We start from the raw sequence: 23,643 nt of genomic DNA, 5'->3' as shown, positions 1-23,643 counted from the left end.
TCCGACGGCCACGATCGGTTCCTTCCCGCAAACAACGGCCCGCCCTCGTCAATTTGGTGACGGCGGCAAGAAGCTTGCGCACCGAGCTGTCCGACGCGGCCGAATAGTCGAAACAGTTCGGCGGCCTAGTCCTGGAGGCCGCCGGGATACCTCGTCCGTCCGGTGGGATAGAAGATTGCGCATGGGGCATATTCAGCCGGTATTTGGACACCCGGCGGGAGCTCACGCCCCATGGCGATGTCAGCGGGGAAAAAGCGTGTATGTGGCCCTTTCGGGGGGCGGCCGCCTGCCGCCTGGATGGGTGAGAAGACTTCCATCCGCCCAATCGGGCTGGCGATCACGCGGTGGGGTGAGGTTTCTTGGATGTCACGCCCGATGCGGCTCAGCACCAGCGGCCAGGCCTCGCCTTCTAGTTCGCTTAGTCTGCGGATCAGCAGCGGATCGCGTGTGCGCAGGCAGAATTGGGTGATGGCGGAGCCGATTCCGAGATCGAACAGGCGTGCATCACGATCCTCCTCGCGGATGGCGGCTTCATCACGCCCGAGCGATGCCAGACAGGCATTTGGCAGGCCGACGATTTGCTTGCGCGCGAGGGCGAGAATGATCGCTGCTCCCTGACGCCACTCAAAAGCTCGCAGCCTTCTTCTCTCACGGAGCCGGACAGCACCATGAACGCAAGCGACGGCGAAGTTACCGTCACGGTCCACCAGGTCTCCCTCCCTCGTCCTGAACTCGCCGAGCGCACCGTGCAGACCAAAAACCCATCTGCCGCTCTGCGGCAGCAAAGAGTTTTGCAGAAACGCCTGCATCTCGTCCTCATTCCAGTCGAGAGTGCGGGCCTCCTCGCCGATCTGTGACCGCCGCTTCGGCAACGTCGAGAGGACCTGCCAGAGAAGCTCTTCGGAGATCTGCCTGCACGTCTCCATCTGCTCGTCATTGCGCACGTCCTCGATGCAGAAATCGCGGCGCGTGTTAAGTCGGCAGCGGCCGATATTCGGTCCGGTTCTGCGTTCCGGACCGGCAGCCTCACGCTTTCGCTCTGCGATCATAAGCGCGGTCATCGGTTTTCTCGTCGAACATCTGCAGTCCGCAGGGGCGGTGTCCCGTTCGAGACCGCTTCAAGCAGCATCCCAAGGCGTTCGACTTCGGGGGTTGCCGGTTGACGGAACTGGCTGCGTTGAAGTTCTTCGCGTGCAGCGAGTTGCAGATTGGCACCTGTCGGTAGCCATATGAGCCAGGCGAAGAGGACGTCTTCCGGTGTCGGGAGCTGCCTTCGGGGTGGCCAGGCCTCAATTGACGACGTCATGGGCAATCTCCTCTCTCTCATGCAAGGCGGCGACGATCGCATCGAGCCCCTTCGTCAAAGCGAGCGGCCCCGGCTGATGGATGAGGCTGGCGTCGATCTGGGTGAGCCGATTGTCGCGCACCGCGGCAAGCGCGCCCCAGCCCTGCCGTCGCCGGATCTCGTCGAGGTCGACGGGCTTGCCGCACCAGGAAGCGAGGATCACTTCCGGCGCCGCCTCGAGGATTTGTGGCGGCGTGAGAATGTGGTCGGCAGCCCCCGGTTTTGCCCGAAGATGTGCAAAGACGTCCTGACCGCCTGCGATCTCGATGAGGTCTGAAATCCAGCCCGCGCCGCTCATCAGCGGGTTGTTCCAGGCTTCGAAATACACACGTGGCCGTTGCTGCAAAGATGTGCGGTTGCGTACCTGCTCGATACGTGCGGCGTAGGAACGGGCAAGCCGGTCGGCCTTCGCTGCTGCGTCGACCATTGCACCGAGCATACGGATCATGGCGAGAATCCCGGCCACGTTGCGCTGATTGAAGGCGTGAACGGGCACGCCCGCCCAGATCAGCTCGCTGGCGATGATGTTCTGGATATCGCAGAAGGTGAGGACGAGATCGGGTTGGAGAGCAAGGATCGCGGGTATATCGGCCTGGGTGAAGCCCGAGACGACGGTCCTGTCCGCCGTCAAGTCGCCTGATCTTCCCGTCGGTTGCGGCACCCCGACGATGCGCCAGTCCTCGCCGAGAAGACGGAGCGTTTCTACGGTCTCTTCCGTCAGGCAGACGATCCTTTCGGGCGGGTAAGCGCACATCGTCAGGACACCTGCATCCGACAGGGCGGCGCGGCCGTGAAACCCGCGACCCGGCTGTGGCCATCGGCGATCGCCCGATCGGCATCCCCCTGGGACGGCCCCCACCAGGAATCCGCGGCGCGCCGGCAGGGCATGATGAAGCGCGACAGGCCGGTGAGGAGCGCGCAATGGCTCATCTCCAACGGGGCAGGGGCGAAGGTCGCGTCCGTCATGGGCGTGTCCTCGCTTCTGCGGCGGCCTCGCGCAGGATGGCAACGGCCTCGAACATGTCCGGGCCCGCGCAGATCCAGAGCCGGGGCGGGACGGTCGCGATCTCCATCGGCCGCGGCATGTGCCACAGCACCGGGTGGCGCACGAGTTCGGTCGCAAGTGCCGGGGTCTCGCGCGGCGGGCCGATGATGAGAACGTCCGGCGACAGCGTGACGAGCGATTCCAGCGGCAGGCGCCCGTAATTTTGTATGCCGCGTTCCGCTGCGAGGTTGCGCAGCCCGGCGAGCGAGAGCAGCGTGTCGATCAGCGAGCCGGCGCCGACGGTGTAGCCGTTCGGCTCGTAAACGACCGCCGTCGGCCACAGCTGGGCTGCGCCGTCTTCCGCCCGCAGCCTCTTTTGTTCCATCTCGCGGATGACAGTGTCTGCCCGCGCCTCCTGGCCAAGCGCTCCGCCGACGAGGCGGATCTGCGCCTCCACTTCCTCGATGGTCCGGGGTGCGTCGAGCTCCAGGACGTTGATGCCGATCCGCTTCAGCAGATCGGTGGTGACGCGCTTGGTGTAGCGCCCGGCGAGAACGAGGTCGGGCTCGTAGCGCACCACCTCCTCGGCAAGGCCGCGGTTCGCCGGGAAACTGCGGGCTTCACCGGAGAGGTTCGACATGGAAGCATCCCGCGCGAGGTAGGTCAGGGATGCGATCTGCTCCGGGTCCGCCAACCGCATGAGGAGCTGGTCGGCACAGAGGTTGATCGAGACGACGTGCTGCGGCTTCGCCGCAGCCGGGCCCGCTGTGGCGAGGATGAGGATCGCTGCCAGAAGGTGCCTCAGCATGAGAATGTCAGCCGCGGCCCGGGATGGGCGCTGACGGAGATTTCCGGAAGCGCCACCATGTCGTCCTGGGCGAGGGCCGGGGGCGAAACGGCAAGCGCGAAAGCGCTGGCGGAAAGGCAAAGTGCAGCGGAAAGCTGCAACGACGCTCCACGGCGCGGCAGGCGGGAACAGGACACGGACAACGACCTCGAAACGGGCACACGGGCCACATGGCACGTCACCGCGATCGAGGATGCTCCATGCGCTTGGGACGCATGGATCCACTCCTATCGGCACACCCCGACCGACATGACCGCGCGTGACCACGGCTGACGGCAGGTCTCCTGACTTGCGGGTCGTCATCGCGCCATCGCCTTCCCGGCGCCGGAGCGCCAGTGGCATCGTGACGGGCGATTCGCCGCTTACAGTTGCGGGGACAGTCGCGGCATTGGGCGAAAACCCGCACCGCGTTCCCTTTTCAGCCTCAAAGAGGCACCGTCCCGAAGATCGGACCACGAAGCTGAACGCTTCGTCAAGATGGATTTCCAGGCGGGCAGGCCCGCCCGGAAAGGCTGGTGCCGAAACGTCAGGCCTGTCTTTGTGCCCGCGGCGCCCAGACGTCGTCGGTGGCCCCGTTGCCATTCAGGCGGCGGCTCGCGATGAACATGAAATCGGCGAGGCGGTTGATGTAGACGAGCACGTTCGGGTTCACCTTTTCCTCCAGCGACAGTGCGACGATACGCCGTTCGGCCCGGCGGATCGTGGTGCGGGCGACATGCGCCTGGGCGGCGGCGATCGTGCCGCCCGCCAGCACGAAGTTCGTGATGCGCGGCAGGGCGGCATTCATCGCTTCAAGCTCTGCCTCCAGTCGCTGAAGGGGCTCCTCGCCGACGCGCAGATGCTCGCCGTGCTCGCCCGGCATGTGCAGGTCGGCGGCGAGGTTGAAGAGGTCGATTTGGACATTGCGCAGCATCTCACAAAGCTCGGTATCGTCACCCGCAAGAGAACGCACGAGGCCGATCTGCGCGCTCGCCTCGTCGATGGTGCCGTAGGCTTCCACCCGCTTGTCGCTCTTCGACACGCGCATGCCGCGCCCCATGGATGTTTCCCCCTTGTCACCGCCTCGGGTGACGACCCGGGTCAGGCGCACGCGCTCGTTTTTTCCTTCATGGCTCTGGCTCATCTCTGCCTCCTTGCTGAAAGGTTGCGCTTCGTTTGGCTGCGAAGCGGCAGTGCTTGCGGCTCGCGTATGAGGATGCGCGCTTTGTCGCGATTGACAAGCCGCCAGAACGCGAACTAACCACGACATGTTGGGGGTGTCGCCTCCATCAAATCAAGACGTGGTTCTTTCGGAGCTTTTGGCTTCGGAAGCTAAGAGGGAATCCGGTGCGCCATCGGCAAGACCGGAGCTGCCCCCGCAACTGTAAGTGGTGAGACTCTGTCGCCAGAAGGTCACTGATGCACGCTGCATCGGGAAGGCCAGGCAGGGTCCAGGATCCACGAGCCAGGAGACCTGCCACGTGCTTGGAGAACTGTCCTCGGGCGGGGTGTCCCAGGGAATGTGCCAGGCCGTTCGAGGCTGCCGCCTTCCGTTACCCGCGCCCCTTGATCACAAGGGAGTGCATTGCATGACATTGCTCAAAGTTCGATCGGGCCTCGAGTGGAAGCCCAGCCAGCGCAGAGCCTGTGCGACTTCGCCTGCGGCACGGTGATGGCCATGGAAGAGAGCCTCGCGCCGGTCGAGTTTTCGCTGGCACCGGAGGGGATGCCGCGTCGTGCGCGCGCCCTGATGATCCAGGGGACGTCCTCCGATGTCGGCAAGAGCATGCTCGTTGCTGGCCTCTGTCGCGCCTACACGCGCCGAGGCCTCGTCGTCCGCCCCTTCAAGGCGCAGAACATGAGCAACAATGCCGCCGTCGCCGACGACAGCGAGTTGCCTCCCGGTCCCGACGGCTTTGCGCCGCGCGGCGAGATCGGCCGCGCCCAGGCGCTTCAGGCGCGGGCCTGCCGGGCGGCACCGTCGATCCATATGAACCCTGTCCTGTTGAAACCGCAGAGCGGTGTCGGCTCGCAGGTCGTCTTGCGTGGAAGATCCCTCGGCAATTGTCCGGCGAAGACCTATCACCGGATGCGCCAGCAGCTCATGCCCGCCGTGCTCGACAGCTTCAACCGTCTGACGCGCGAGGCGGACCTCGTGCTGGTCGAAGGCGCCGGGAGCGGCGCAGAAGTATATCTGAGGGCTTCCGACATCACCAATATGCGCCTGGCGGAACAGGCGGATCTACCGGTCGTCTTCCTGTCCGACATCGATCGTGGCGGCACCATGGCCGCCATCGTCGGCAGTCACGAACTCCTCGATCTGTCTGATCGGGGACGGGTCGTCGGCTATCTCATCAACAAGTTTCGCGGCGACCTGACGATTTTCGAGCCGGGCATGAAGACGATCACAGAGAAGACCGGGTGGCCGTGTCTCGGTGTGATGCGCTGGTTCGAACAGGCGGATCGCCTGCCGGCCGAGGATTCGCTCGCCCTCGAACGCCCGCCCGAGCGCCGCGGCAGCGGTCTCAACATCGCCGTGCCGCGCTTTTCGCGCATTGCCAATTTCGACGATCTCGATCCCTTGTCCGCCGAGCCGGGGGTCAATCTTCGCTTCGTCAATCCGGGCTCACCGATCCCGGCTGAGACTGATGTCGTCATCCTGCCCGGCTCCAAGGTGACACGTGCCGATCTCGACGTGGTGCGGCGCGAGGGCTGGGATGTCGATATTTTGGCGCATGTCCGTAAGGGCGGGCGGGTGCTCGGCATCTGCGCCGGCTTCCAGATGCTGGGGCGCGTCGTGCGCGATCCCGAAGGCATCGAGGGGCCTGCAGGAGAAACGCCCGGCCTTGGGCTCCTGGACATCGAGACCGTGATCGGTGGCGAGAAGCGGCTCGTCGAGCTGGATGTGGGCGAAGAGACGAGCGGCTGCCGCATCACCGGCTACGAGATGCATATGGGCCGCACCAGCGGCCCCGGCCTTGAGAGGCCATGGCTTCATCTGCGCGAGCCGCGTGGCAGTCTACGCGCGGAAGGCGCGATCTCGCCCGACTGGCGGGTTGCCGGAACCTATCTGCACGGCATCTTCGGCTCCAACACTTTCCGCGCCCATTGGCTCAGGCAGGTCGGTGGCTGCGCTTCCGAGCTCGATTTCGAGGCAAGGGTGGAAGCATCGCTGGAGGCGCTCGCCGATCATTGCGAGGCCAATCTCGATCTCGATGCGCTGCTGATGCTGGCCCGCTAGCCGTAAGCTATCAATCGTTCGTCCGGCTCCGACCCGGGCCGCTGAGGTTGTCAAGCGTCAGGGCCTCGGAGACGAGCCGGATGAACATGCACGAGGATGCTGGCCCCGCCGTCTGCCAAGCCCCGAAAGGCGCCCCGGGATCTCGCCTCGGCAACTTTCTGGAGGTTGGTCGGATCTTGGTGGGATTTGGCATTTTGGGCGAACTGCGCCCGGCACGCTGTTTCCAGTGCCCGGTCAATTCGCTGATTTTATGAAGAAAACTGGTACGAACGGGTGGATTCGAACCACCGACCTTCGGAGCCACAATCCGACGCTCTAACCAACTGAGCTACGTTCGCATGTCCTGGTGAGGCGGTGCGGACCCTAGTGTTCCGCGCCGGAGATTTCAAGCGTCGGTGGGCCATAACCTGGCGCGCCAGCTTGCGATTCCCCGCCTCTGCGGCACCGCTTAACCGAGGAGCGCCGCCAAGGGAAGGGGGCGGAGAAGAAAGTCCGCCGCGGCGCCGTCGCATGGGTGCTCCGACGGCCTCGCCGTGAGGTGTCGCTGCCGCGCTTCCGCGGCCGCATGCAAGGGCATGAAAGCCGCCGTTTCGCTGCCTTGCGTCAGAGTGCCCCTCGGGGGTTGAGGGCGCCAGACGGGTGGGGCGTCTGGCCGCCTTTTGCGCCGAGGCTTTATCGTGCCGGCTTTGTCGCGGGTGCCGCTTCGGGCAGGTGCAGTTTCGAACCCTCCTCCGCGCGGCCCCTGGAAATGCGCGAGAACCGGGGATGTGCTGGAGCCGGGGATCCTGTTCGGCACAAAAAAAAGCCCGGCAAACTGCCGGGCTCGTTGGTGACGCGCGCCGCCTCTGCAGGGTGGCGTCGCAGGTCCTATTTTCTGGTCACGAAAGCTCAGTGGCTCGTGACTTTGTCGAGGTTCTTCTTCGCCGCCGTGCGGGCCGGGCGAGACGTGTCCTCGGTGACCTTGGTGAGAAGGTCGCGCATGCCGTTGCCCTGATCCATCAGCGCTTCGAAGCGCGCCCGCATAAAGGCGCTCTGAAGCTGGATCGCGTCGGCGAACGAAGTGACGCCGAGCATCTGGCGAGCATGGTCGAATGCCGCATCCGTGTTGGCCTTGGCGTTGTCAAGAGCCGCGAACTGGACCTGCAGGAGACCCTCGCGGGCGTTTTCCACAGTATCTTCCATCACGTCCGTGGACTCCTCGGCAGCAGCTTTGAGACGGGCGTAATTCTCCCGCGCGCTCGCCAAAGAACGTTCCGTCATGGCCCGGAAAGCTTCGGGCATCTGCATCTGCGTCATGCCGAACATTTCCGTCAGCTTCTCGGTGGCGTCCTGAAACGCGCGATCGGCAGTATTGGCCGCATCCTGCGCGGTTGCCGCTGCCTCATCAAAAGCCTTTTCACCAGCCTGATTGAATTCGTGCTCACTGGACATCTAAGATCTCCTTCCACTTCTGCCTGGGTTGCTCCCCCCTCAGGCTTCTGGAGAGTATATAGGGAAAGTTTTGTGCAACGCAACAAATTATTGCGCTGCAGCATATGAGGCCCGCCTGCGGCTGAAGTTTTCAACCGTTAACCATCCTTAAGAAAAACGGACTTTGCGACGCGCTCCAGGCCTGCGATTCTTTTTCAACTCCGGTTACCTATTTTTAACCAAGGCGAGTCGCGGAGATTACGGAAATCATGCAATCGGAGGGCAGGGGCCTGGTGGAGGCGATGGCGGACGAGCGCCTGGCGGCGCTTGTGAGCGACGCGCGTCCTGCCATGTTCTTCCGCCTCGACGACAATCGGCTCGGCTGGCTCAATCCGGCGGCTGCCGAGCGTCTCGGCTGCGGCACCGCCAAAGACGCGCTCACCCTTGGCCTCGGATCGGCCGAGCCGCTGAAGCGCGACATCCGCATGCTGGCGAAGACCGCCGGCGAGACGGGCTCTCTCGGGCGGCTGCGTCTCGGGCGCGGCTTCGGCGCCGTGCCTGTCGTCTGCCAGTGCCAGCGCGTCGTGATCGGCGGCGAGCGGGGCCTCCTGGCGGTGGCGATCGCAGCCGGGCATGCGCCGAACCTGGCCCGCATGCCGGCCTTCTTCTCCGGCGACGGGGTTGCGGCGCGCCTCGTCGAAGCCTCCGAACTTGAGGGGCGCACGTTTTCCGCCGGCAAGCCGCAGCTTGTCGCCGACTGGCCTCATGAGGCGAGGCTCCGCCAAGCCAGTCTCATTCCCGTTGCGAGCGAGACCTGTCTCGCCGTCATCGACCTTGAGAGCGATTTCGGACCCGTTGAGGCGGGCGGTGGCGCGGCAGGGCTGCCGCAGGAGCTGGACGAGCCGGCCACGGGACGAGGCGACCCCAATGCCCTCGAAAGACCGGCGACCGACGTTGCAGCGCCCGATATTCAGCCCTCTGATACCCTGCCCTCTGATGTTCAGGCCCCCGATGTCCCGGCGAATGATGACGAGCACGGGGAGATCGTGGAGATGAGAGATCCCGAGGCACCTGTGGCCGACGAGGAAAGGCTGGAGCGCGAGGAGCCATCCGCTGCGGATCCTGCCCCTGGAGAATCAGACCCCGAAGAGACGGGCGCCGCCGGATCTCGCGCCGCCGGATCTCACGCCGCCGGATCTCATGCCGACGGATCTCACGATGGCGCGCCTGACGATGGCGCACGCACGCATGACGAGGAGACGGATCTGACGGAAGCGGTGCGGCGTGCGCTGCCGGCCTGGATCGCCGATCGTCTCACCACCTACGATCCGGAGAAACACAGCGCCGGAGAGGCACGCCCGGAATGCGAGGGTGCCCCTTTCGTGGCCGAGAATGCGGTCGCCGACGAGGCGTCTGCGCCCGACGCGCTGTCCGAAGCTAAGGCTGAAGCGGAACCCGCGCCCGCGTCTTCCGACGAGGGCTCTCCTGAAACGGAGGAGGTCGCCGAGGTGTCAGCCGCGGACGGACGGCCCGAGGATGAGCCGGCGCGGGAAGAGGCGGCCGAGGACGATACGGGCGAGCAAGAGCCGGACGAGGAAGAGGCGGGCGAGCCAGTGGTGGCCGAGGAAAAGCCCGCAGCGGGTGAGGGAGACGAGGCGGCCCCAGAGCCGGCGCCCGTCGCCACGCTCACCCGTCCGGTGTCCGTGCGTTTTCTGTGGCAGAGTGATGCCTCGCATCGCATCCTTTTCGTCTCGCAGGGACTGACCCAGCTCGTCGGGCGCAATTCCGAGGTCGTCGGCGAAACCTGGGACGATGCGGCTGCGCGCCTGCGGCTTGATCCGACCGGTCGCGTGGCAAAAGCTTTTCACGCACGCGACACCTGGAGCGGGCTCACCGCCTGGTGGCCGTCGGAGGCTGGCGACATTCGCATTCCGACCGAGCTCACCGCCCTTCCGGTCTTCGATGCCGACCGGGCGTTTCAGGGCTTCCGTGGTTTTGGCGTTCTGCGCCCGGCCGAGGCCTTGAAGGCGGAAGCCTTCGATCTGCGTTTTCCGGAAGGGGCCGAGACGGAGGAGACGCCGGCGGGCAGGCATGAGCGCGAGGGCGAGGCTCCGCCCAACGACAATGTCGTGCCGATCCGCTCAGACGTCGAACGCCTGCCGGAATGGTCGCGCCTGTCGACGCAGGAAAAGCGCGCCTTCGAGACGATCGCCTCCGCGCTCGGCGCCCGTGTGACGGATCTGCAGCCCTCGAGCGGTTCGCCGATCGAGGAGCGCCGCGACGGCCTCAAGGAGCGGCAGCAAGAGGCCGCTGACGAGGCTGAGGCGAGCGGTTCGGAGATCGAGCCGTCCGAAGAGGGTGCGCCGGCCGAGGAGCCGACAGAGGCGGAGGGCGACGATTTCGCGTCCCTCGAGGCGAGGCAGGATTCGGAAAGCCCGTCGACGGAAGTGCCAGAGACGGTCGTCGAGACCACGTCCGAAGACAATGCATCCGAAGACGCCGCGCCGGTCGAGGCTCCGATCACGCTTTCCAATGCGGTTCTCTCCTCCAAGGTGGGGGAACTTCAGGCGATTCTGGACACCGCGCTCGACGGCGTCATCGTGCTTGATGCGGAAGGCCGCGTCGAAAGTCTCAACCGCAGCGCCGAGGCGCTTTTCGGCCTCGAAGCCGATGCGGTGGTCGGCAATTCCTTCACCGAGCTTTTGGAACAAGAAAGCCGGGTGGAGGCCGAAGCCTATTTGGAGAGCTTGAGGGTCGCCGGCATCAAGAGCCTTCTCAACGAAGGCCGCGAGGTTTTGGGGCGGACCAAAGGCGGGCCGATCCCGCTATTCATGACTTTCGGACAGGTGGGCAGCGGCGAGCGCCCGCGCTTCTGTGCGGTTCTGCGCGACATCACGCAGTGGAAGGAGACAGAGACGCGGCTCCAGGAGGCGCGCGCCGAAGCGGAGCGGGCCTCAAGCCAGAAATCCGATTTCCTCGCCCGCATCAGCCATGAGATCCGCACGCCGCTCAATGCGATCATCGGCTTTGCCGAATTGATGGTGGAGGAGCGTTTCGGGCCGATCGAAAACCAGCGCTATAGAGAATATCTGCGCGATATCCGCGCCTCTTCCGAACATGTCGTCAGCCTCGTCAACGATCTGCTCGACATCGCCCGGGTCGAGGCGGGCAAGCTCGACCTTGATTTTTCCGCTGTCGATCTCAATACGTTGGCGCGCGAGACCGTCTCGCTGATGCAGCCGCAGGCGGGCCGCCATCGGGTGATCATCCGCACGAGCCTTGCGCCCGACCTGCCTTCCGTCGTCGCCGACGCGCGCACGCTGCGCCAGATCCTTTTGAACCTGCTCTCCAACTCGGTGAAATATACCGATGCGGGCGGGCAGGTGATCCTCTCCACCAGGCTTGAGGAGAACGGCGAAGTGGTCTTGCGCATGCGCGACAATGGTGGCGGCATGAGCGAGAGCGAGCTTGCGCGGGCGATGGAGCCGTTCCGCCAGATCATCACCTCGGCGATCGGCACGGGCACCGGCTCCGGTCTCGGTCTGCCGCTGACGAAGGCGCTGGTGGAGGCGAACCGTGCGCAGTTCGTTTTGAAGAGCGCACGCGGCGAGGGGACGATCGCGGAAGTGGCGTTCCCGGCAACCCGGGTGCTGTTCGAGTAAGGGGCGATCCTGCGCGGACTTCAGGCCAGACAGGTCTGGGAGGTCGGCGGCGCGGGCTTGTCGTTTGTCGCGAGCTCGATGCGATTGCGCCCGGCTTTCTTCGCCAGATAAAGCCCCTGATCGGCGAGAGCCAGAAGCTCTTCCAGGGACTGGTCGTCATGAAGCGCGACGACACCCCCGCTCATGGTGCTGTTGACGTCGCAGCCGTCGATCTTGCGCCCCGACCGTATCCAGCTTTGGCGGATCCGATCGGCGAGCGAGAGGGCCGCAGGCGCGTCGGCTCCAGGAAAGAGAGCAGCGAATTCCTCGCCGCCGACGCGGCCGAAGAGGTCGTTGGAACGCATGGAGCGCTGTGCCGTCTCGATAAAGGCTCTGAGCGCGCTGTCGCCCGTGGCATGGCCGTAGGTGTCGTTGATTTCTTTGAAGTAGTCGAGATCGAAGAGAGCGACCGCACACGGCGTGCCGTCTTTCCTGCAGCGTTTCAAGGCGCGCTCTGCCCGATCCAGAAAACCTCGGCGGTTGAGAATGCCGGTGAGTTCGTCCGTCTCTGCCTTCACCCTCTGATCGGCTTCGCGGCTTTCCCGCATCGCAGCGGTCACGAAGATCGTGCTGCCGAGAATGAAGAGCAGCGCCTCAAATTGCAGCAACTCGGCGGCCGCGTGAACGGTCGATGGGGAGGCGTCGGAGAGACGAGAAAGAACCGGTAACGCAAACCCCAGCGCCAAGGCATGCAGGAGGCACAGTCCGGCAAGTGGAAAGCGTGCAGGCACCTTTGGCTGCGCCGGGTGAAAGACGATGGAATATGCGGTTGCGAGCAGATAGGCGCTGCCGACGAAGGCATGGGCGGTGCCGCTCGTAAGCAGGCGGCTCTCGGAGGAGGCGAAGGCCGCAAGAGCGACGAATGCCGGGCCCGCGAAAATGACAAGCGAGGTGACGAGATGCGCGCCGTTCATCCGCGTCGAAGTCCAGATCAAAGCGGGATGAAAAGTCATCATTGCAAACGAGATCTGGTGGAGCAGGCCATGGTCTTGGCAGCGCGAGAGAAGCAGCGAGGCCACGACGAAAGCGACGTTCGAGGCAATCCACCACCAGACGAACTTCGCCTCGGGATACTGGCAGCGCGCGAGAATCAAAAGGAGGCCACAGATTGCTGCGCAGAAAGCCGAGACAATGGAGATCGTGGTGAGATCGAGCTGCATGACAGCGGCTTTCGCCTCTACGCCTTTCTTTGGGGCAGGTCCCTGCGTCCTGGATGTGATGGCCTGCGGATGTAGGATAAGCCTCTGGGATATCCCAAGAAACAAACCGAAAAGCCGGCGCCGGGTGAGCCCACCCAGGTGCGATCTGGCTCTTCTTTATTTGAATGATCCCAGACAAACCTTGCCCCTGCCTTGCCTGTGGGGCAGGGCGGCAAGAAGGGCTGTGCCTCGGCTTCAGCCTTTATCGCGAGGGGCGAGGGCAGCTCATCGCGTGAGCGGCAGCCTCAATAGGCATATTCCGAAAAGAGCGGTTCGACCGAATTGCCCCAGCGCGTGCGATATTGCGCGAGCAGTTCTTCGGCCGGCGTCCGCTTCAGGGCGAGCGTTTCTTCAAGCGGAGCGAGATATTCCGCTTCGTTGAAACCGCCGGCGCTCATTTGATTGCGGTGTTTCAGGCCGGTTCGGGAGATGGCGACGGCGCGTTTGGCGATGTCGAGGACGGTCTCGCGGCGGAACGGCGTCGCAAGGCCGGTCTTCGGCACATGGTTGCGCAGGGCTTCCCGCTCCGCCTCGCTCCAGTCGTAGGTGAGAGATTCGGCGGCCGCGAGCGCGTCGTCATCATAGAGGATGCCCGTCCAGAACGCGGGCAGGGCGCAGATGCGCCGCGTCGGACCGCCGTCTGCACCGCGCATTTCGAGAAACGTCTTCAGCCGGACATCGGGGAAAAGCGTCGACAGGTGATTGAGCCAGTCGCCCATCGAGGGGGTGACCTCGCCGATGTCGTCGACTTTCGGTTCTTTCAGGAACTGCCGGAAGGTCGTGTGGGTCATGTCGACGTAACGCCCGCCGCGGATGATGAAATACATCGGCACGTCGAGCGCCCAATCGACATAACGCTCGAAGCCGAAGCCTTTTTCGAACGCGAAAGGCAGGAGACCCGTCCGGTTGCGGTCCGTGTCGCGCCAGATTTCGGCGCGGTAGGAGAGAAAGCCGTTGGGCCGGCCCTCGGTGAACGGCGAATTGGCGAAGAGAGCGGTGGCGATGGGCTGCAGCGCGAGGCCGACGCGCATCTTGCGCACCATGTCGGCTTCCGACGAGAAGTCGAGATTGACCTGGATGGTGGTCGTTCTCAGCATCATGTCGAGGCCCTTGCCGCCCACCTTCGGCATGTAGTCGGCCATGATGCGGTAGCGCTGCTTGGGCATGATCGGAGTCGCTGCGCGCGACTGTTTCGGAGCCATGCCGATGCCGAGAAAACCGATGCCGAGGGGCTCCGCCACTTCGCGCACCTGGGCGAGATGTGCGTGCGTTTCCCGGCAGGTGCGATGGATGTTGGGAAGCGGCGCTCCGGAGAGCTCGAACTGGCCGCCCGGCTCCAGCGAAATCGCCCCGCCGCCGGTCGGATCACCAAGTCCGATGATGTTCTCGCCGTCGTAGATGGGCTCCCAGCCGAGCAGGGTTTCCATCCCCTTGAGGACCGCCTCGATACCCTTTTCGCCGTGATAGGGCACCGGCCGGTTGCCGTCACGATAGAACGGCACCTTCTCGTGTTCGGTGCCGATCTTCCATTGCTGGCGCGGCTTGACGCCCTTTTCGATCGAGAAGACCAGCTGGTCGCGGTTTTCAATCGGGTTGTCGTTCGCTGTGTCGCGGGCCATCGGATCTTTCTTTGAATGCGGCCGTCAGGCTGTCGGCGGCGCGACCATAGTAAGGCCAAAGGCGCCTTTCAAAGCCTTTTCCGCATGTCGGGCGAGAGCGTGCTTTTGCCAATGGCGAAAGCGTTCTAAAGTGACGCAAGGGGCGCATGACTGCCAAGTCGGAGTTTGATCATGAGCCAGCCGATTTATCGCCACGTTTTCAGCGCCGCCCTCAACGGTGCCGCTCCGATCGGAGCCGCCCTGACCAGGGCCGCCCTGATTGGCACCGCCTTGATGGCCGCTCTTCTCGCCGCGTCCGCTGCTCATGCGGCCGAGGCCGACTTCATCGAGCGCTTCGACGGCGCCTGGAAAGGCGGCGGCATGGTCATCCGCAACGAGACGTCGGGTCCGACCAATATCCGCTGTTCTTTGAGCGGCGAGGGGGCCGAAAACACCATCAGCATTGCGGGCAAATGCCGGGCCTTTGCGATTTTCACGCGCGATGTCCGCGTCAACGTCGTCTACGAGCCCGCAAGCGGGCTTTATCGCGGCACCTACAAGGGCTCCAAGGTCGGCACCGCGGTCATGAGCGGCAAGCGCAGCGGCGACACGATCAGATTCGCGCTCGTCTGGCCGAAGGACGTGATGGGCGACACGGAAGCCGCGATGACCATCACCAACAATGGTGCGGGCGAGTTGCGCGTGCTCGTCAGCGACAAGGTCGGTGCCGGCGGCACGGTCCAGCCGGTGACGGATCTCGCCCTCGTCAACAATTGAGCGCTCTCGTCGACAATTGAGGGATAAGGGCGATCGCTTATTGATCTGGTGAGGTTTGGCGCCAGTCGCCGGCCGCGGCCTGAAGAAGTGCAAGGGCTGCGACGGCGGCGGTATCGGCGCGCAAGATGCGCGGTCCGAGCGAGATCGTCAGCGTTTGCGGCCTGGCCGAGATGGCGCTCCGTTCCGCATCCGAAAACCCGCCTTCCGGCCCGATGAGAAGCGCAAGCCTCTCCCCCTTCAGAGCACTAAGCGCCGCGAGCGGATCGCCCTCGTGGCGTTCATCGCAAAAGATCAGCCGGCGGTCGGGTTCCAGCGCCTCGATGGCCTCCGCCAGGCCTTTGGCCTCCTCCACCTCCGGCAGATTGAGGATGCCGCATTGTTCGGCGGCTTCCAGCGCATTGGCGGCAATCCGTGCGGTCTTGACCTGCCGTACCTGCGTGAACTGCGTGATCACCGGCACGAGCCGGCCGACGCCCATCTCGACGGCCTTCTGCGCCAGATAGTCGAGCCGCGCCTGTTTGAGCGGTGCGAACAGATAGGTGAGGTCGCTTTTGGGTGTTTGCGCCCGCGTCTGCTCCTCCACCTCGAGGCGGCCCGTTTTCTTGCCCGCCTTGACGACCTTTGAACGCCATTCGCCGTCTTGTCCGTTGAAGAGAAGCACGGGCGCCCCGTTGTCGAGGCGCAGGACGTTGAGGAGATAATTGGCCTGCTCGGCCGTCAGTGGGATCGAGCCACCGGCTTGAAGCGGCTCCTCCACGAAAAGGCGCTTTGTGATGAAATCGTAGGCCATGATCGCTCTCCCGGCGTTCTTTCGAAAACGCGCTTGAAGCGCGGCTCTTGCTCCGTCAAGACTGGGTTATGCCCGCATCCCCCGTCGAAGTCTCCAACGTCGCCGAATATACGGTCGCCGATCTCGCTTTCGCCCTGAAGCGTACGCTTGAGGAAAATTACGAGCATGTGCGCGTGCGCGGCGAAGTCTCCGGTTACCGTGGTCCGCACGGTTCAGGCCATTGCTATTTCACGCTCAAGGATCAAAGCGCCTCTCTCGACGTCGTCGTCTGGCGCTCGACCTTCCAGCGGCTGAAGTTCAAGCCGGAGGAAGGCTTGGAGATGGTGGCGACCGGCAAAATCACCACCTATCCGCGCCGCTCCAATTATCAGCTCGTGGTGGAGAGCCTGGAACCGGCCGGTGCCGGCGCGCTGATGGCGCTGTTGGAGGAGCGCAGGAAGGCGCTCGCCGCCGAAGGGCTTTTCGACGAGGCGAAGAAGCAGCCGCTCCCCTATCTGCCGAAGGTGATCGGCGTCGTCACCTCGCCGACGGGCGCCGTCATCCGCGACATCCTGCATCGTCTGCGTGAGCGTTTTCCGCGCCGAGTGCTGGTCTGGCCGGTGCGCGTTCAGGGCGACGGCGCGGCCGAGGAAGTGGCGGCCGCCGTCCGCGGCTTCAACCGGATCGAAGCCGGTGGCCCGACGCCCCGCCCGGACCTGTTGATCGTCGCCCGCGGCGGCGGATCGATCGAGGATTTGTGGGCCTTCAACGAGGAGATCGCCGTGCGGGCCGTCGCCGAGAGCGGCATTCCGGTGATTTCCGCCGTCGGCCACGAAACCGACTGGACGCTCATCGATCTCGCCTCCGACCGGCGTGCGCCGACGCCGACGGGTGCAGCCGAGATCGCCGTGCCGGTGCGTGCCGAACTCGTCGCCGGCATCGCCGATTTGGCGGCCCGCCAGGAAGGCGCCTGGCAGCGGCTTGCGGCCTCTCTCCGGCGCGATCTGACGGGTGCTGCCCGCGCCATGCCTTCGCTCAACGAGCTTCTCGCTCTGCCGCGCCACCGGCTCGACGAGACGGGCGGTCGACTGCTGCGCGGGCTCGCTCAGCACCGCCGCTTCAAGGAGCAGGCCTATCTGCGTGTCGGCGCGCGCCTCACCGGCGACAGCCTGCGCGCCGATCTTCGCCGCCGGCGCGAACGGCTTGCCGATCTCGCCGGCCGCATGGAGCGCTCGGCGAGCGCTGTGCGCGCTTCGGCGCGGCGCGATCTCGTGCGTGCCGCAAGGCTGCGCCCCGAAACGCTTCAGCGCATGCTGAGGGTGGAGCGTGAGCGCCTCGCGGCGACCGCACGCCACGCGGAGGTGTTTCGCCGGGCCGCGACGGCGCGCCAGGAGCGCTACGACAATGCCTGCCGGCTGCTTGAGACCCTCTCCTACAAATCCGTTCTCGGACGCGGCTATGCCGTCATTCACGACGCCTCCGGTCACACGGTGACGCGGGCCGACGCGATGCGCACCGGCGCCGCCTACGAGGTGGAGTTCCAGGACGGGCGCCGTCCGGTCGTTGCCGGCGAAGGTGGCACACCGACGCCTGCGGCAGGAAGCCCATCCGAGAGCCCGCCAAGTGAGAAGGCGACGGCAACAAAGAGATCGGCGAAGGCGAAGCCCGCTCCCAAGGCGCAGGGCAGTCTCTTCTGAGCCGCGACATGTGAGCCGACAGATCGCGCAGCCGGAACCGATCGGCCGCGACGCCATTTTAGCCGTGAAACGAGCCGCAACGTCCCGCGGCGAACCTCCCGAGACCCATGCGCTTCTTCCTCGTTGTTATCGTCATCCTGCTCGCCATCGCCGCCTATTTCATGGTCGACATCCGTCAGACACAGGAAGGCCGGCTGCCTTCCGTCGAAGTCGACGAGGGCCAGGCGCCGAAATACGAGTTCGATCTCGGCGGCTTCGAGATCGTCTGGAAAAAGGCGACGTTCTCTTATCCGACCGTTCGCTTCCGTTCCCCGGAAGAGAATGGGAGCACGCCAGCGCCCGAGCCGCAGATCCGGGAAGAGGCTCCCGCGCCATCTCCCGCACCCGCGCCGGAGACGGCTCCGCCGATGAATGCACCGTCCTCGACCGAACCGGAGACCACACCTCCCGCGTCGCCAGGACGATCGGAGACCATGCCAGCCCCCTCTGAGACATCGCCGGAGAGCCCTGCGAACGGTTCGGTCGAGCCGCTGCCGGTTCCGGGCGATCTCGATACGGGTTCAGATGCGCGCGAGCCTCGTGACCGGCAGGTCGAACCCGAAAGCTCACAGCCCGATCGCACCAATGGCGAGCCGGAGCCCGCCGAAATCATCAATCCCGACGTATCCCGGTAAGGCGGACGCGCTCAGGCGTCTTCGACGATGAGGATGTGAAGGGCACGCGGCCCGTGGGCGCCGAGAAGCAGGGTCTGCTCGATATCGGCGGAACGTGACGGGCCGGTGATGAGGTTGACCGTACGCGGCAGAACGTCGTCGCCGGAATTCTCGCGCAGGCGGCTCCACAAGGTTTCGTAATCGCCGACGATGTCGGAGGCGCGCACCACGACGAGATGGTGATCCGGCAGGAAATTCAGCGTCGTCGGATTGTCCGGCCCGGAGAGAAGGAAGAGCGTCCCGGTTTCCGCTGCCCCGCCGAACGCATGGCTGAGACCGACATGGTCGCGACCGTCGGAGGGCCCGTGCTTCACTTCAAGCTGCGGGACCCTTTCCCAGGGGAGATCGGCAAGACGCCGGTCGGCGCCCATCCGGAGGTCGGATGGGAGGTTGCGGGCACGCAGATATTCCGCGACCGTCTCTGGAAGATCCGCCGCCGAGGCGACCCGCTCCACCGTGGCGGAGACTTTCTCGGCCATCTTCGCGAAGAGATCGAGGCGTGCCTTTTGATCGATACGGCCGCGGGCCGGCACGGTGTTTGCCAGATGCTGGCCGAGGCGCTGGGAGACGGCATCGCGGCGCGCTTCCGCCGTCTTGCCGGAGGCAAGGCCGCGCCGGATCTTGCCGAGCACGGTTTCGCGCTGGCTCATGAGGTTGTCTCTCCCGTCGTCGTCACGAGCGGGCCTTCCACTGATCGATGAAGCTCGTTTTCGCCGGGGCCGGCATGTCGCGATGGCTGGTCCAGCCGCCCGCGAGCGGCAGCGACGAGAAGCGCCCGCGGCGGCGCCCGAACGGGTGAAGCGTCTTCAGCCCGATGCGAGTGACGAGCCGGTAGAGTTTCGGCCGCCGGGCGAGAAAGGCCCAGATGCGCAGACCGTTTCGTTCCGTGGCCGGCTTCAGATGCCGCTCATATTCGCGCTCGCGCCAATGCCGCATCAGTTTCGGCAAAGGGATTTCGACCGGGCAGACGCTCTCGCAGCGTCCGCAGAAGGTCGAGGCATTGGGCAGGTTCGCCGTGTTTTCGAGCCCGAAGAGGCCCGGCGCCAGCACCGCGCCCATGGGGCCGACATAGGTCGCGCCATAAGCATGGCCGCCGATCGCATGATAGATCGGGCAATGGTTCATGCAGGCGCCGCAGCGGATGCAGCGCAGCATCTCGCGGAACTCGTTGGCGAGCATTTCGGAGCGGCCATTGTCGAGGAGGATGACATGCGTCTCCTCCGGGCCGTCCTCGTCGCCCGGCCGCTTCCGGCCCGTGGAGAACGTCGTGTAGACGGAGAGTTCCTGGCCGGTTGCGGAGCGCGCCAGAACGCGCAGGAGCGTCGATACGTCTTCGAGCGTCGGCACCACCTTCTCGATCGAGGCGAGGACGATATGCACCCGCGGCAGGATCTGCGTGAGGTCGCCATTGCCCTCATTGGTGACGATGATGGAGCTGCCGGTTTCCGCCACCAGGAAATTGGCCCCGGTGATGCCGACATCGGCGGCAAGGAACATGTCGCGCAAGGTGGCGCGCGCCTCAGAGAGCAGCGACACCGGATCGGCGAGATCACGCTTCGGATCGAGATGCGTGTGCACGCGGCGGAAATCCGCTTCCACCTGGTCGCGGTTCACATGCACGGCGGGGGCGATGATGTGGGAAGGCGGCTCGCCGCGCAGCTGAATGATGTACTCGCCGAGATCGGTCTCGATCGGCTTGATCTCGCTCTTCTCCAGAAAGGCGTTGAGGCCGATCTCCTCGGAGATCATCGATTTGCCCTTGGTGACGGTCTTGGCGCCCACCCTGCGGCAGATGGAAAGCACAGCCTCGCGGGCGTCTGCCGCCGTCTCCGCCCAATGCACCTCCGCCCCGGCCTGGCGCGCCTTGCCCTCGAAGGCCTCCAGATAGAGGTCGAGATGCGCAAGCGTATGGTCCTTGATGGCACGCGCTTCGTGGCGCAGCGCATCGAATTCCGGAAGGGCGTCGACCGCCTTCTGGCGCTTCTGGATGAAGCCGCGTTCGACATGCCCGAGCGCGCGCTGCAGCTCGACATTGGCGAGCGCGTCGACGGCGTTTTCCTTGAACGCCTGGGAAAGGAAGGGCGCGCTCATTCCGCCTCGCCGATCGCCGGGCCGTCGGCCATGCCGGCGAGCACTTCGGCCACATGGCGTGCATGCACATGCTTGCCCTCGCGCTGCAGCTTGCCGGCCATGTTCATGAGGCAGCCGAGATCGCCGGCAACCAGCGTGTCGGCTTCGGACCCCGCGATCGCGGCCGTCTTCTTCGTCACGATGGCGTTGGAGATCTCGGGATATTTGACGCAGAAGGTGCCGCCGAAGCCGCAGCAGACATCGGCGTCCTTGAGTTCGGTGAAGGCGAGGCCGTCGACGGTTTTCAACAGCTCGCGTGGCTGATCGCGCACATTGAGTTCGCGCAGGCCCGAGCAGGCGTCGTGATAGGTGACGTTGCCTGCGAATGCCGCCTCGACGTCGCGCAATCCCATGACGTCATAGAGGAAGGCGGTGAGCTCAAAAGTCTTGGCAGAAAGCGCGGTCGCGCGCCGCGCCCAATCGGCGTCGTCGAAAAGCTCCGGATAGTGGCGGGCGATCATCGCGGCGCACGAGCCGGAAGGAACCACGACGTAATCGTAGCCTTCGAAGGTCGCGATGACCTGTTGGGCGATGGCGGCGGCATCACCGCGGTCGCCGGAATTGTAGGCGGGCTGGCCGCAGCAGGTCTGGTTTTCCGGAACTTCGACGCGGCAGCCGGACGCTTCGATCAGCTTGATCGCGGCAAAGCCGACTTGCGGGCGGAAGAGATCGACGAGGCAGGTGGCGAAGAGACCGACGCGCGGCTTCGAAGCTGTCGTATGTTCGGTGTTTTCTGGCGACAAGCGCTCAATCCTCTGCGGCCGAGCGGTGTGCGTCATGCCCTCGGCTGGCTCCGATGGCTCCGGGTCTGGCGGCAGGGCCGGTCAGTCGGAAGCCCGAACACGCAACTTAGGTCCGCCGCCACAGCGAGATCAACAACCTTGTGGCGCTGACTTTGACCGCTCGGGGGTGCCGGTTCGCGACGAGCGCACAGGCTTAGCGGAAGTGTTTTAGCCGGGAACGCCACAAAATCCCCGCTCGCCGATACGCGTGCCAGAAGCGTCGAGCCGCAAAAATGCAGGCGTTGCGCGGAATGCGCCGCGAGCGGCAAACGGACCACGAAAAAACGCCCGCCGCCCTCTCGAGCGGCGGGTCGTCACGAAAAAAGGCGCTTGCGCCCGATTAGCCGTTGGGCGGGGTGTACGTGCTGGCGTCCGGATCCGGCATGCCGTCCGTATCGAACGTCTTCAGATAGGCAACCACCGCGTCAATGTCTTCGGGCTTCTTGAGGCCGGCGAAGATCATCTTCGTCTTCGGCACATAAGCGCGCGGGTTCTTCAGGTACTCGTGCAGGGACTTCTCGGTCCAGACGAGACCATTCTCGCCGGCGCTTTTCATCGCGTCGGAATAACGGAAGTCAGGCAACGAGCCAGCGACACGGCCGAACAGGTTGTTCTGCTCGGGGCCGACCCGGTTTTTGGCGCCTTCACCGACCGAGTGGCAGGCGTGGCACTGCTTGTAGACCTTCTCACCGGCCGCGACGAGGTCGTCCTGAGCATACGCACTGCCCGCGGCAAGGATGGCAGCAATGCCAAGGGCAGCAGCCGAAATCCTAATCATTGGACACTCCTTGTTATGTCAAAGCTTGACTCATTCCAAGGTAGGGGAATGGAGCACAGGGCTTCGCGCCACACAAGGGGGAGGAATTTCTGGTTTGGCAATGCGACATCGCGCTATGGTTGCTTGAGATGAAACGCTGAACGATAATCGGCGAGCCTCGCAAGAAGGCCAAGACAAAAGAGCAGGGAGGCTCAATGAGTGTGGCGATGCCCGGCCCGAAGGCCGAGATTCTGGCGCGCCGTGGGGAGATCGCCAAGGCTCTCTCTCGCATCGTTCCGGGCGAGGGGGTCATCACGGATCCTGATGGAATGCGGCCATTCGAGACAGATGGTCTCACCGCCTATCGCCAGATGCCGATGATCGTCGTGCTGCCGGAGACTGTCGAGCAGGTGCAGCGCGTGCTGCGCTATTGCTACGACAACGAGATCCGCGTCGTCCCGCGCGGTTCCGGCACCTCGCTCTCCGGCGGCGCCCTGCCGCTGGCAGACGGCGTTCTTCTCGTCATGTCGCGGTTCAACAAGGTTCTCGAAGTCGATTTCGAAAACCGTGCGGCCGTGGTGCAGCCGGGTGTCACCAATCTCGCCATCACGAGAGCAGTCGAGCATCGCGGCTTCTATTACGCGCCCGACCCGTCCTCGCAGATCGCCTGTTCGATCGGCGGCAATGTCGCGGAAAATTCCGGCGGCGTGCATTGTCTGAAATACGGGCTCACCACGAACAACGTGCTCGGGCTGGAAATGGTGCTGATCACCGGCGAGATCATCCGTCTCGGCGGCAAGCATCTCGACAGCGAAGGCTACGACTTCCTCGGCTTGATGACGGGCTCGGAAGGGCTTCTCGGTGTCGTGACCGAGGTGACGGTACGGATTCTGCGCTCGCCGGAGACGGCGCGGGCGCTTCTCCTCGGCTTCCCGACGAACGAGGATGCCGGGCGCTGCGTCGGCGACATCATCGGCGCCGGCATCATTCCAGGCGGCATGGAGATGATGGATAGCCTGGCGATCCAGGCCGCGGAAGATTTCGTGCATGCCGGCTATCCTCTCGATGTCGAGGCGCTCCTGATCGTCGAACTCGATGGTCCGGGCGAGGAGGTGCACGAGCTGATCGAGCGGGTCGAGGCGATCGCGCGCGACAACAATGCCGCCAATATCCGCGTCTCGCAGTCGGAAGAGGAGCGCGCCAATTTCTGGGCCGGACGCAAGGCGGCGTTTCCCGCCGTCGGCCGCATCTCCCCCGATTATTACTGCATGGACGGCACGATCCCGCGCAAAGCCCTGCCGAAGGTTCTGCACCGCATGAAGGAGATGGAGACGGAATTCGATCTGCGGGTCGCCAATGTCTTTCATGCCGGCGACGGCAACCTGCATCCGCTCATTCTCTATGATGCCAACGACAGCGATCAGCTGGAGCGGGCGGAGGCTTTCGGCTCTGCGATCCTGAAACTCTGCGTGGAGGTGGGCGGCGTCTTGACCGGCGAACACGGCGTCGGCGTGGAGAAGCGCGACCTCATGGGCGAGATGTTCAACGAAGCGGATCTCGCCCAGCAGGAGCGGGTGAAATGCGCCTTCGATGCCCGCCAGCTTCTCAATCCCGGCAAGGTGTTTCCGGAACTGCACCAATGCGCCGAGCTCAGCCGCATGCATGTGCATAAGGGCCAGCTTCCCTTTCCCGACATTCCCCGCTTCTGAGATT

General features: G+C 64.6%; 19 protein-coding genes, 1 tRNA gene and 2 riboswitches. Of the genes, 6 read left to right on the top strand and 14 right to left on the bottom strand.

Going from position 1 to position 23,643, the window contains the following annotated elements; translation table 11 throughout:
• Positions 1–125: 125 nt before the first annotated feature.
• The 5 genes from J2R99_RS03710 to J2R99_RS03690 form a co-directional block, all read right to left on the bottom strand.
• Positions 126–1,049, bottom strand: a complete 924-nt coding sequence (locus tag J2R99_RS03710) for a DUF6925 family protein (RefSeq protein WP_307153136.1) — start codon at positions 1,047–1,049, stop codon at positions 126–128.
• Between the two features lie 240 nt (positions 1,050–1,289).
• Positions 1,290–2,099: an ABC transporter substrate-binding protein gene (locus J2R99_RS03705; RefSeq protein WP_307153135.1), complete on the bottom strand. Its 810-nt coding sequence runs from the start codon at positions 2,097–2,099 to the stop codon at positions 1,290–1,292.
• Between the two features lie 2 nt (positions 2,100–2,101).
• On the bottom strand, positions 2,102–2,311 hold the full coding sequence (locus J2R99_RS03700) for a hypothetical protein (protein WP_307153134.1): 210 nt from the start codon (positions 2,309–2,311) through the stop codon (positions 2,102–2,104).
• A complete protein-coding gene (locus J2R99_RS03695) occupies positions 2,308–3,138 on the bottom strand; it encodes an ABC transporter substrate-binding protein (protein ID WP_307153133.1) in 831 nt (276 codons plus the stop codon). Before J2R99_RS03695 ends, J2R99_RS03700 begins: the two co-directional genes overlap by 4 nt.
• Before the next feature lie 296 nt (positions 3,139–3,434).
• Positions 3,435–3,632, bottom strand: a riboswitch (cobalamin riboswitch).
• Between the two features lie 71 nt (positions 3,633–3,703).
• Positions 3,704–4,300: a cob(I)yrinic acid a,c-diamide adenosyltransferase gene (locus J2R99_RS03690; RefSeq protein WP_307153132.1), complete on the bottom strand. Its 597-nt coding sequence runs from the start codon at positions 4,298–4,300 to the stop codon at positions 3,704–3,706.
• 142 nt (positions 4,301–4,442) lie between these two features.
• A riboswitch (cobalamin riboswitch) is annotated at positions 4,443–4,652 on the top strand.
• Positions 4,653–4,834: 182 nt separating this feature from the next.
• On the opposite strand from J2R99_RS03690, the gene J2R99_RS03685 reads away from it, so the two are divergent.
• Positions 4,835–6,397, top strand: a complete 1,563-nt coding sequence (locus tag J2R99_RS03685; protein ID WP_442476017.1) for a cobyric acid synthase — start codon at positions 4,835–4,837, stop codon at positions 6,395–6,397.
• Between the two features lie 261 nt (positions 6,398–6,658).
• Here the strand turns inward: J2R99_RS03685 and J2R99_RS03680 are convergent.
• A tRNA-His gene (locus J2R99_RS03680) sits at positions 6,659–6,735 on the bottom strand.
• 550 nt (positions 6,736–7,285) lie between these two features.
• Positions 7,286–7,828, bottom strand: a complete 543-nt coding sequence (locus J2R99_RS03675) for a phasin family protein (protein ID WP_307153131.1) — start codon at positions 7,826–7,828, stop codon at positions 7,286–7,288.
• A 248-nt stretch (positions 7,829–8,076) separates the two neighbouring features.
• Here J2R99_RS03675 and J2R99_RS03670 point away from each other — a divergent pair, with 248 nt between their 5' ends.
• The gene (locus J2R99_RS03670) at positions 8,077–11,469 is read left to right on the top strand and encodes a histidine kinase dimerization/phospho-acceptor domain-containing protein (RefSeq protein WP_307153130.1); all 3,393 of its coding nucleotides are present in this window, start codon (positions 8,077–8,079) and stop codon (positions 11,467–11,469) included.
• A 20-nt stretch (positions 11,470–11,489) separates the two neighbouring features.
• Here J2R99_RS03670 and J2R99_RS17745 read toward each other — a convergent pair whose 3' ends face one another.
• Positions 11,490–12,056: a GGDEF domain-containing protein gene (locus tag J2R99_RS17745; RefSeq protein ID WP_370872321.1), complete on the bottom strand. Its 567-nt coding sequence runs from the start codon at positions 12,054–12,056 to the stop codon at positions 11,490–11,492.
• 896 nt (positions 12,057–12,952) lie between these two features.
• Entirely contained in the window at positions 12,953–14,326 is a 1,374-nt protein-coding gene (locus tag J2R99_RS03660) for a glutamate--cysteine ligase (RefSeq protein WP_307153128.1), read from the bottom strand.
• Between the two features lie 171 nt (positions 14,327–14,497).
• Between J2R99_RS03660 and J2R99_RS03655 the strand changes: the two genes are divergently transcribed.
• Positions 14,498–15,082 (top strand): hypothetical protein, encoded by a 585-nt coding sequence (locus J2R99_RS03655; protein ID WP_307153127.1) that lies wholly within the window; start codon positions 14,498–14,500, stop codon positions 15,080–15,082.
• Between the two features lie 37 nt (positions 15,083–15,119).
• Here J2R99_RS03655 and J2R99_RS03650 read toward each other — a convergent pair whose 3' ends face one another.
• Positions 15,120–15,875: a 16S rRNA (uracil(1498)-N(3))-methyltransferase gene (locus tag J2R99_RS03650; protein WP_307154126.1), complete on the bottom strand. Its 756-nt coding sequence runs from the start codon at positions 15,873–15,875 to the stop codon at positions 15,120–15,122.
• Positions 15,876–15,940: 65 nt separating this feature from the next.
• Here J2R99_RS03650 and xseA point away from each other — a divergent pair, with 65 nt between their 5' ends.
• Entirely contained in the window at positions 15,941–17,548 is a 1,608-nt protein-coding gene (gene xseA / locus J2R99_RS03645) for an exodeoxyribonuclease VII large subunit (protein WP_307153126.1), read from the top strand.
• A 107-nt stretch (positions 17,549–17,655) separates the two neighbouring features.
• A complete protein-coding gene (locus J2R99_RS03640; RefSeq protein WP_307153125.1) occupies positions 17,656–18,222 on the top strand; it encodes a hypothetical protein in 567 nt (188 codons plus the stop codon).
• Between the two features lie 11 nt (positions 18,223–18,233).
• On the opposite strand, the gene J2R99_RS03635 is transcribed toward J2R99_RS03640, so the two are convergent.
• The 4 genes from J2R99_RS03635 to J2R99_RS03620 all read right to left on the bottom strand — a co-directional run bounded on the left by J2R99_RS03635 (position 18,234) and on the right by J2R99_RS03620 (position 21,951).
• Complete coding sequence (locus J2R99_RS03635; protein WP_307153124.1) at positions 18,234–18,911, bottom strand: LutC/YkgG family protein; 678 nt, start codon at positions 18,909–18,911, stop codon at positions 18,234–18,236.
• A 22-nt stretch (positions 18,912–18,933) separates the two neighbouring features.
• Positions 18,934–20,352 (bottom strand): LutB/LldF family L-lactate oxidation iron-sulfur protein, encoded by a 1,419-nt coding sequence (locus J2R99_RS03630; RefSeq protein ID WP_307153123.1) that lies wholly within the window; start codon positions 20,350–20,352, stop codon positions 18,934–18,936.
• Positions 20,349–21,134, bottom strand: a complete 786-nt coding sequence (locus J2R99_RS03625) for a (Fe-S)-binding protein (protein ID WP_307153122.1) — start codon at positions 21,132–21,134, stop codon at positions 20,349–20,351. Before J2R99_RS03625 ends, J2R99_RS03630 begins: the two co-directional genes overlap by 4 nt.
• A gap of 379 nt (positions 21,135–21,513) precedes the next feature.
• Complete coding sequence (locus tag J2R99_RS03620; RefSeq protein WP_128292311.1) at positions 21,514–21,951, bottom strand: c-type cytochrome; 438 nt, start codon at positions 21,949–21,951, stop codon at positions 21,514–21,516.
• A gap of 194 nt (positions 21,952–22,145) precedes the next feature.
• On the opposite strand from J2R99_RS03620, the gene J2R99_RS03615 reads away from it, so the two are divergent.
• Positions 22,146–23,639 (top strand): FAD-linked oxidase C-terminal domain-containing protein, encoded by a 1,494-nt coding sequence (locus J2R99_RS03615; RefSeq protein WP_307153121.1) that lies wholly within the window; start codon positions 22,146–22,148, stop codon positions 23,637–23,639.
• Positions 23,640–23,643: the final 4 nt, after the last annotated feature.

The organism is Rhodopseudomonas julia, assembly GCF_030813515.1.
In the GTDB taxonomy this organism is placed as follows: Bacteria; Pseudomonadota; Alphaproteobacteria; order Rhizobiales; family Afifellaceae; genus Afifella; species Afifella julia.
This window is presented reverse-complemented; position numbering and strand designations above follow the sequence as displayed.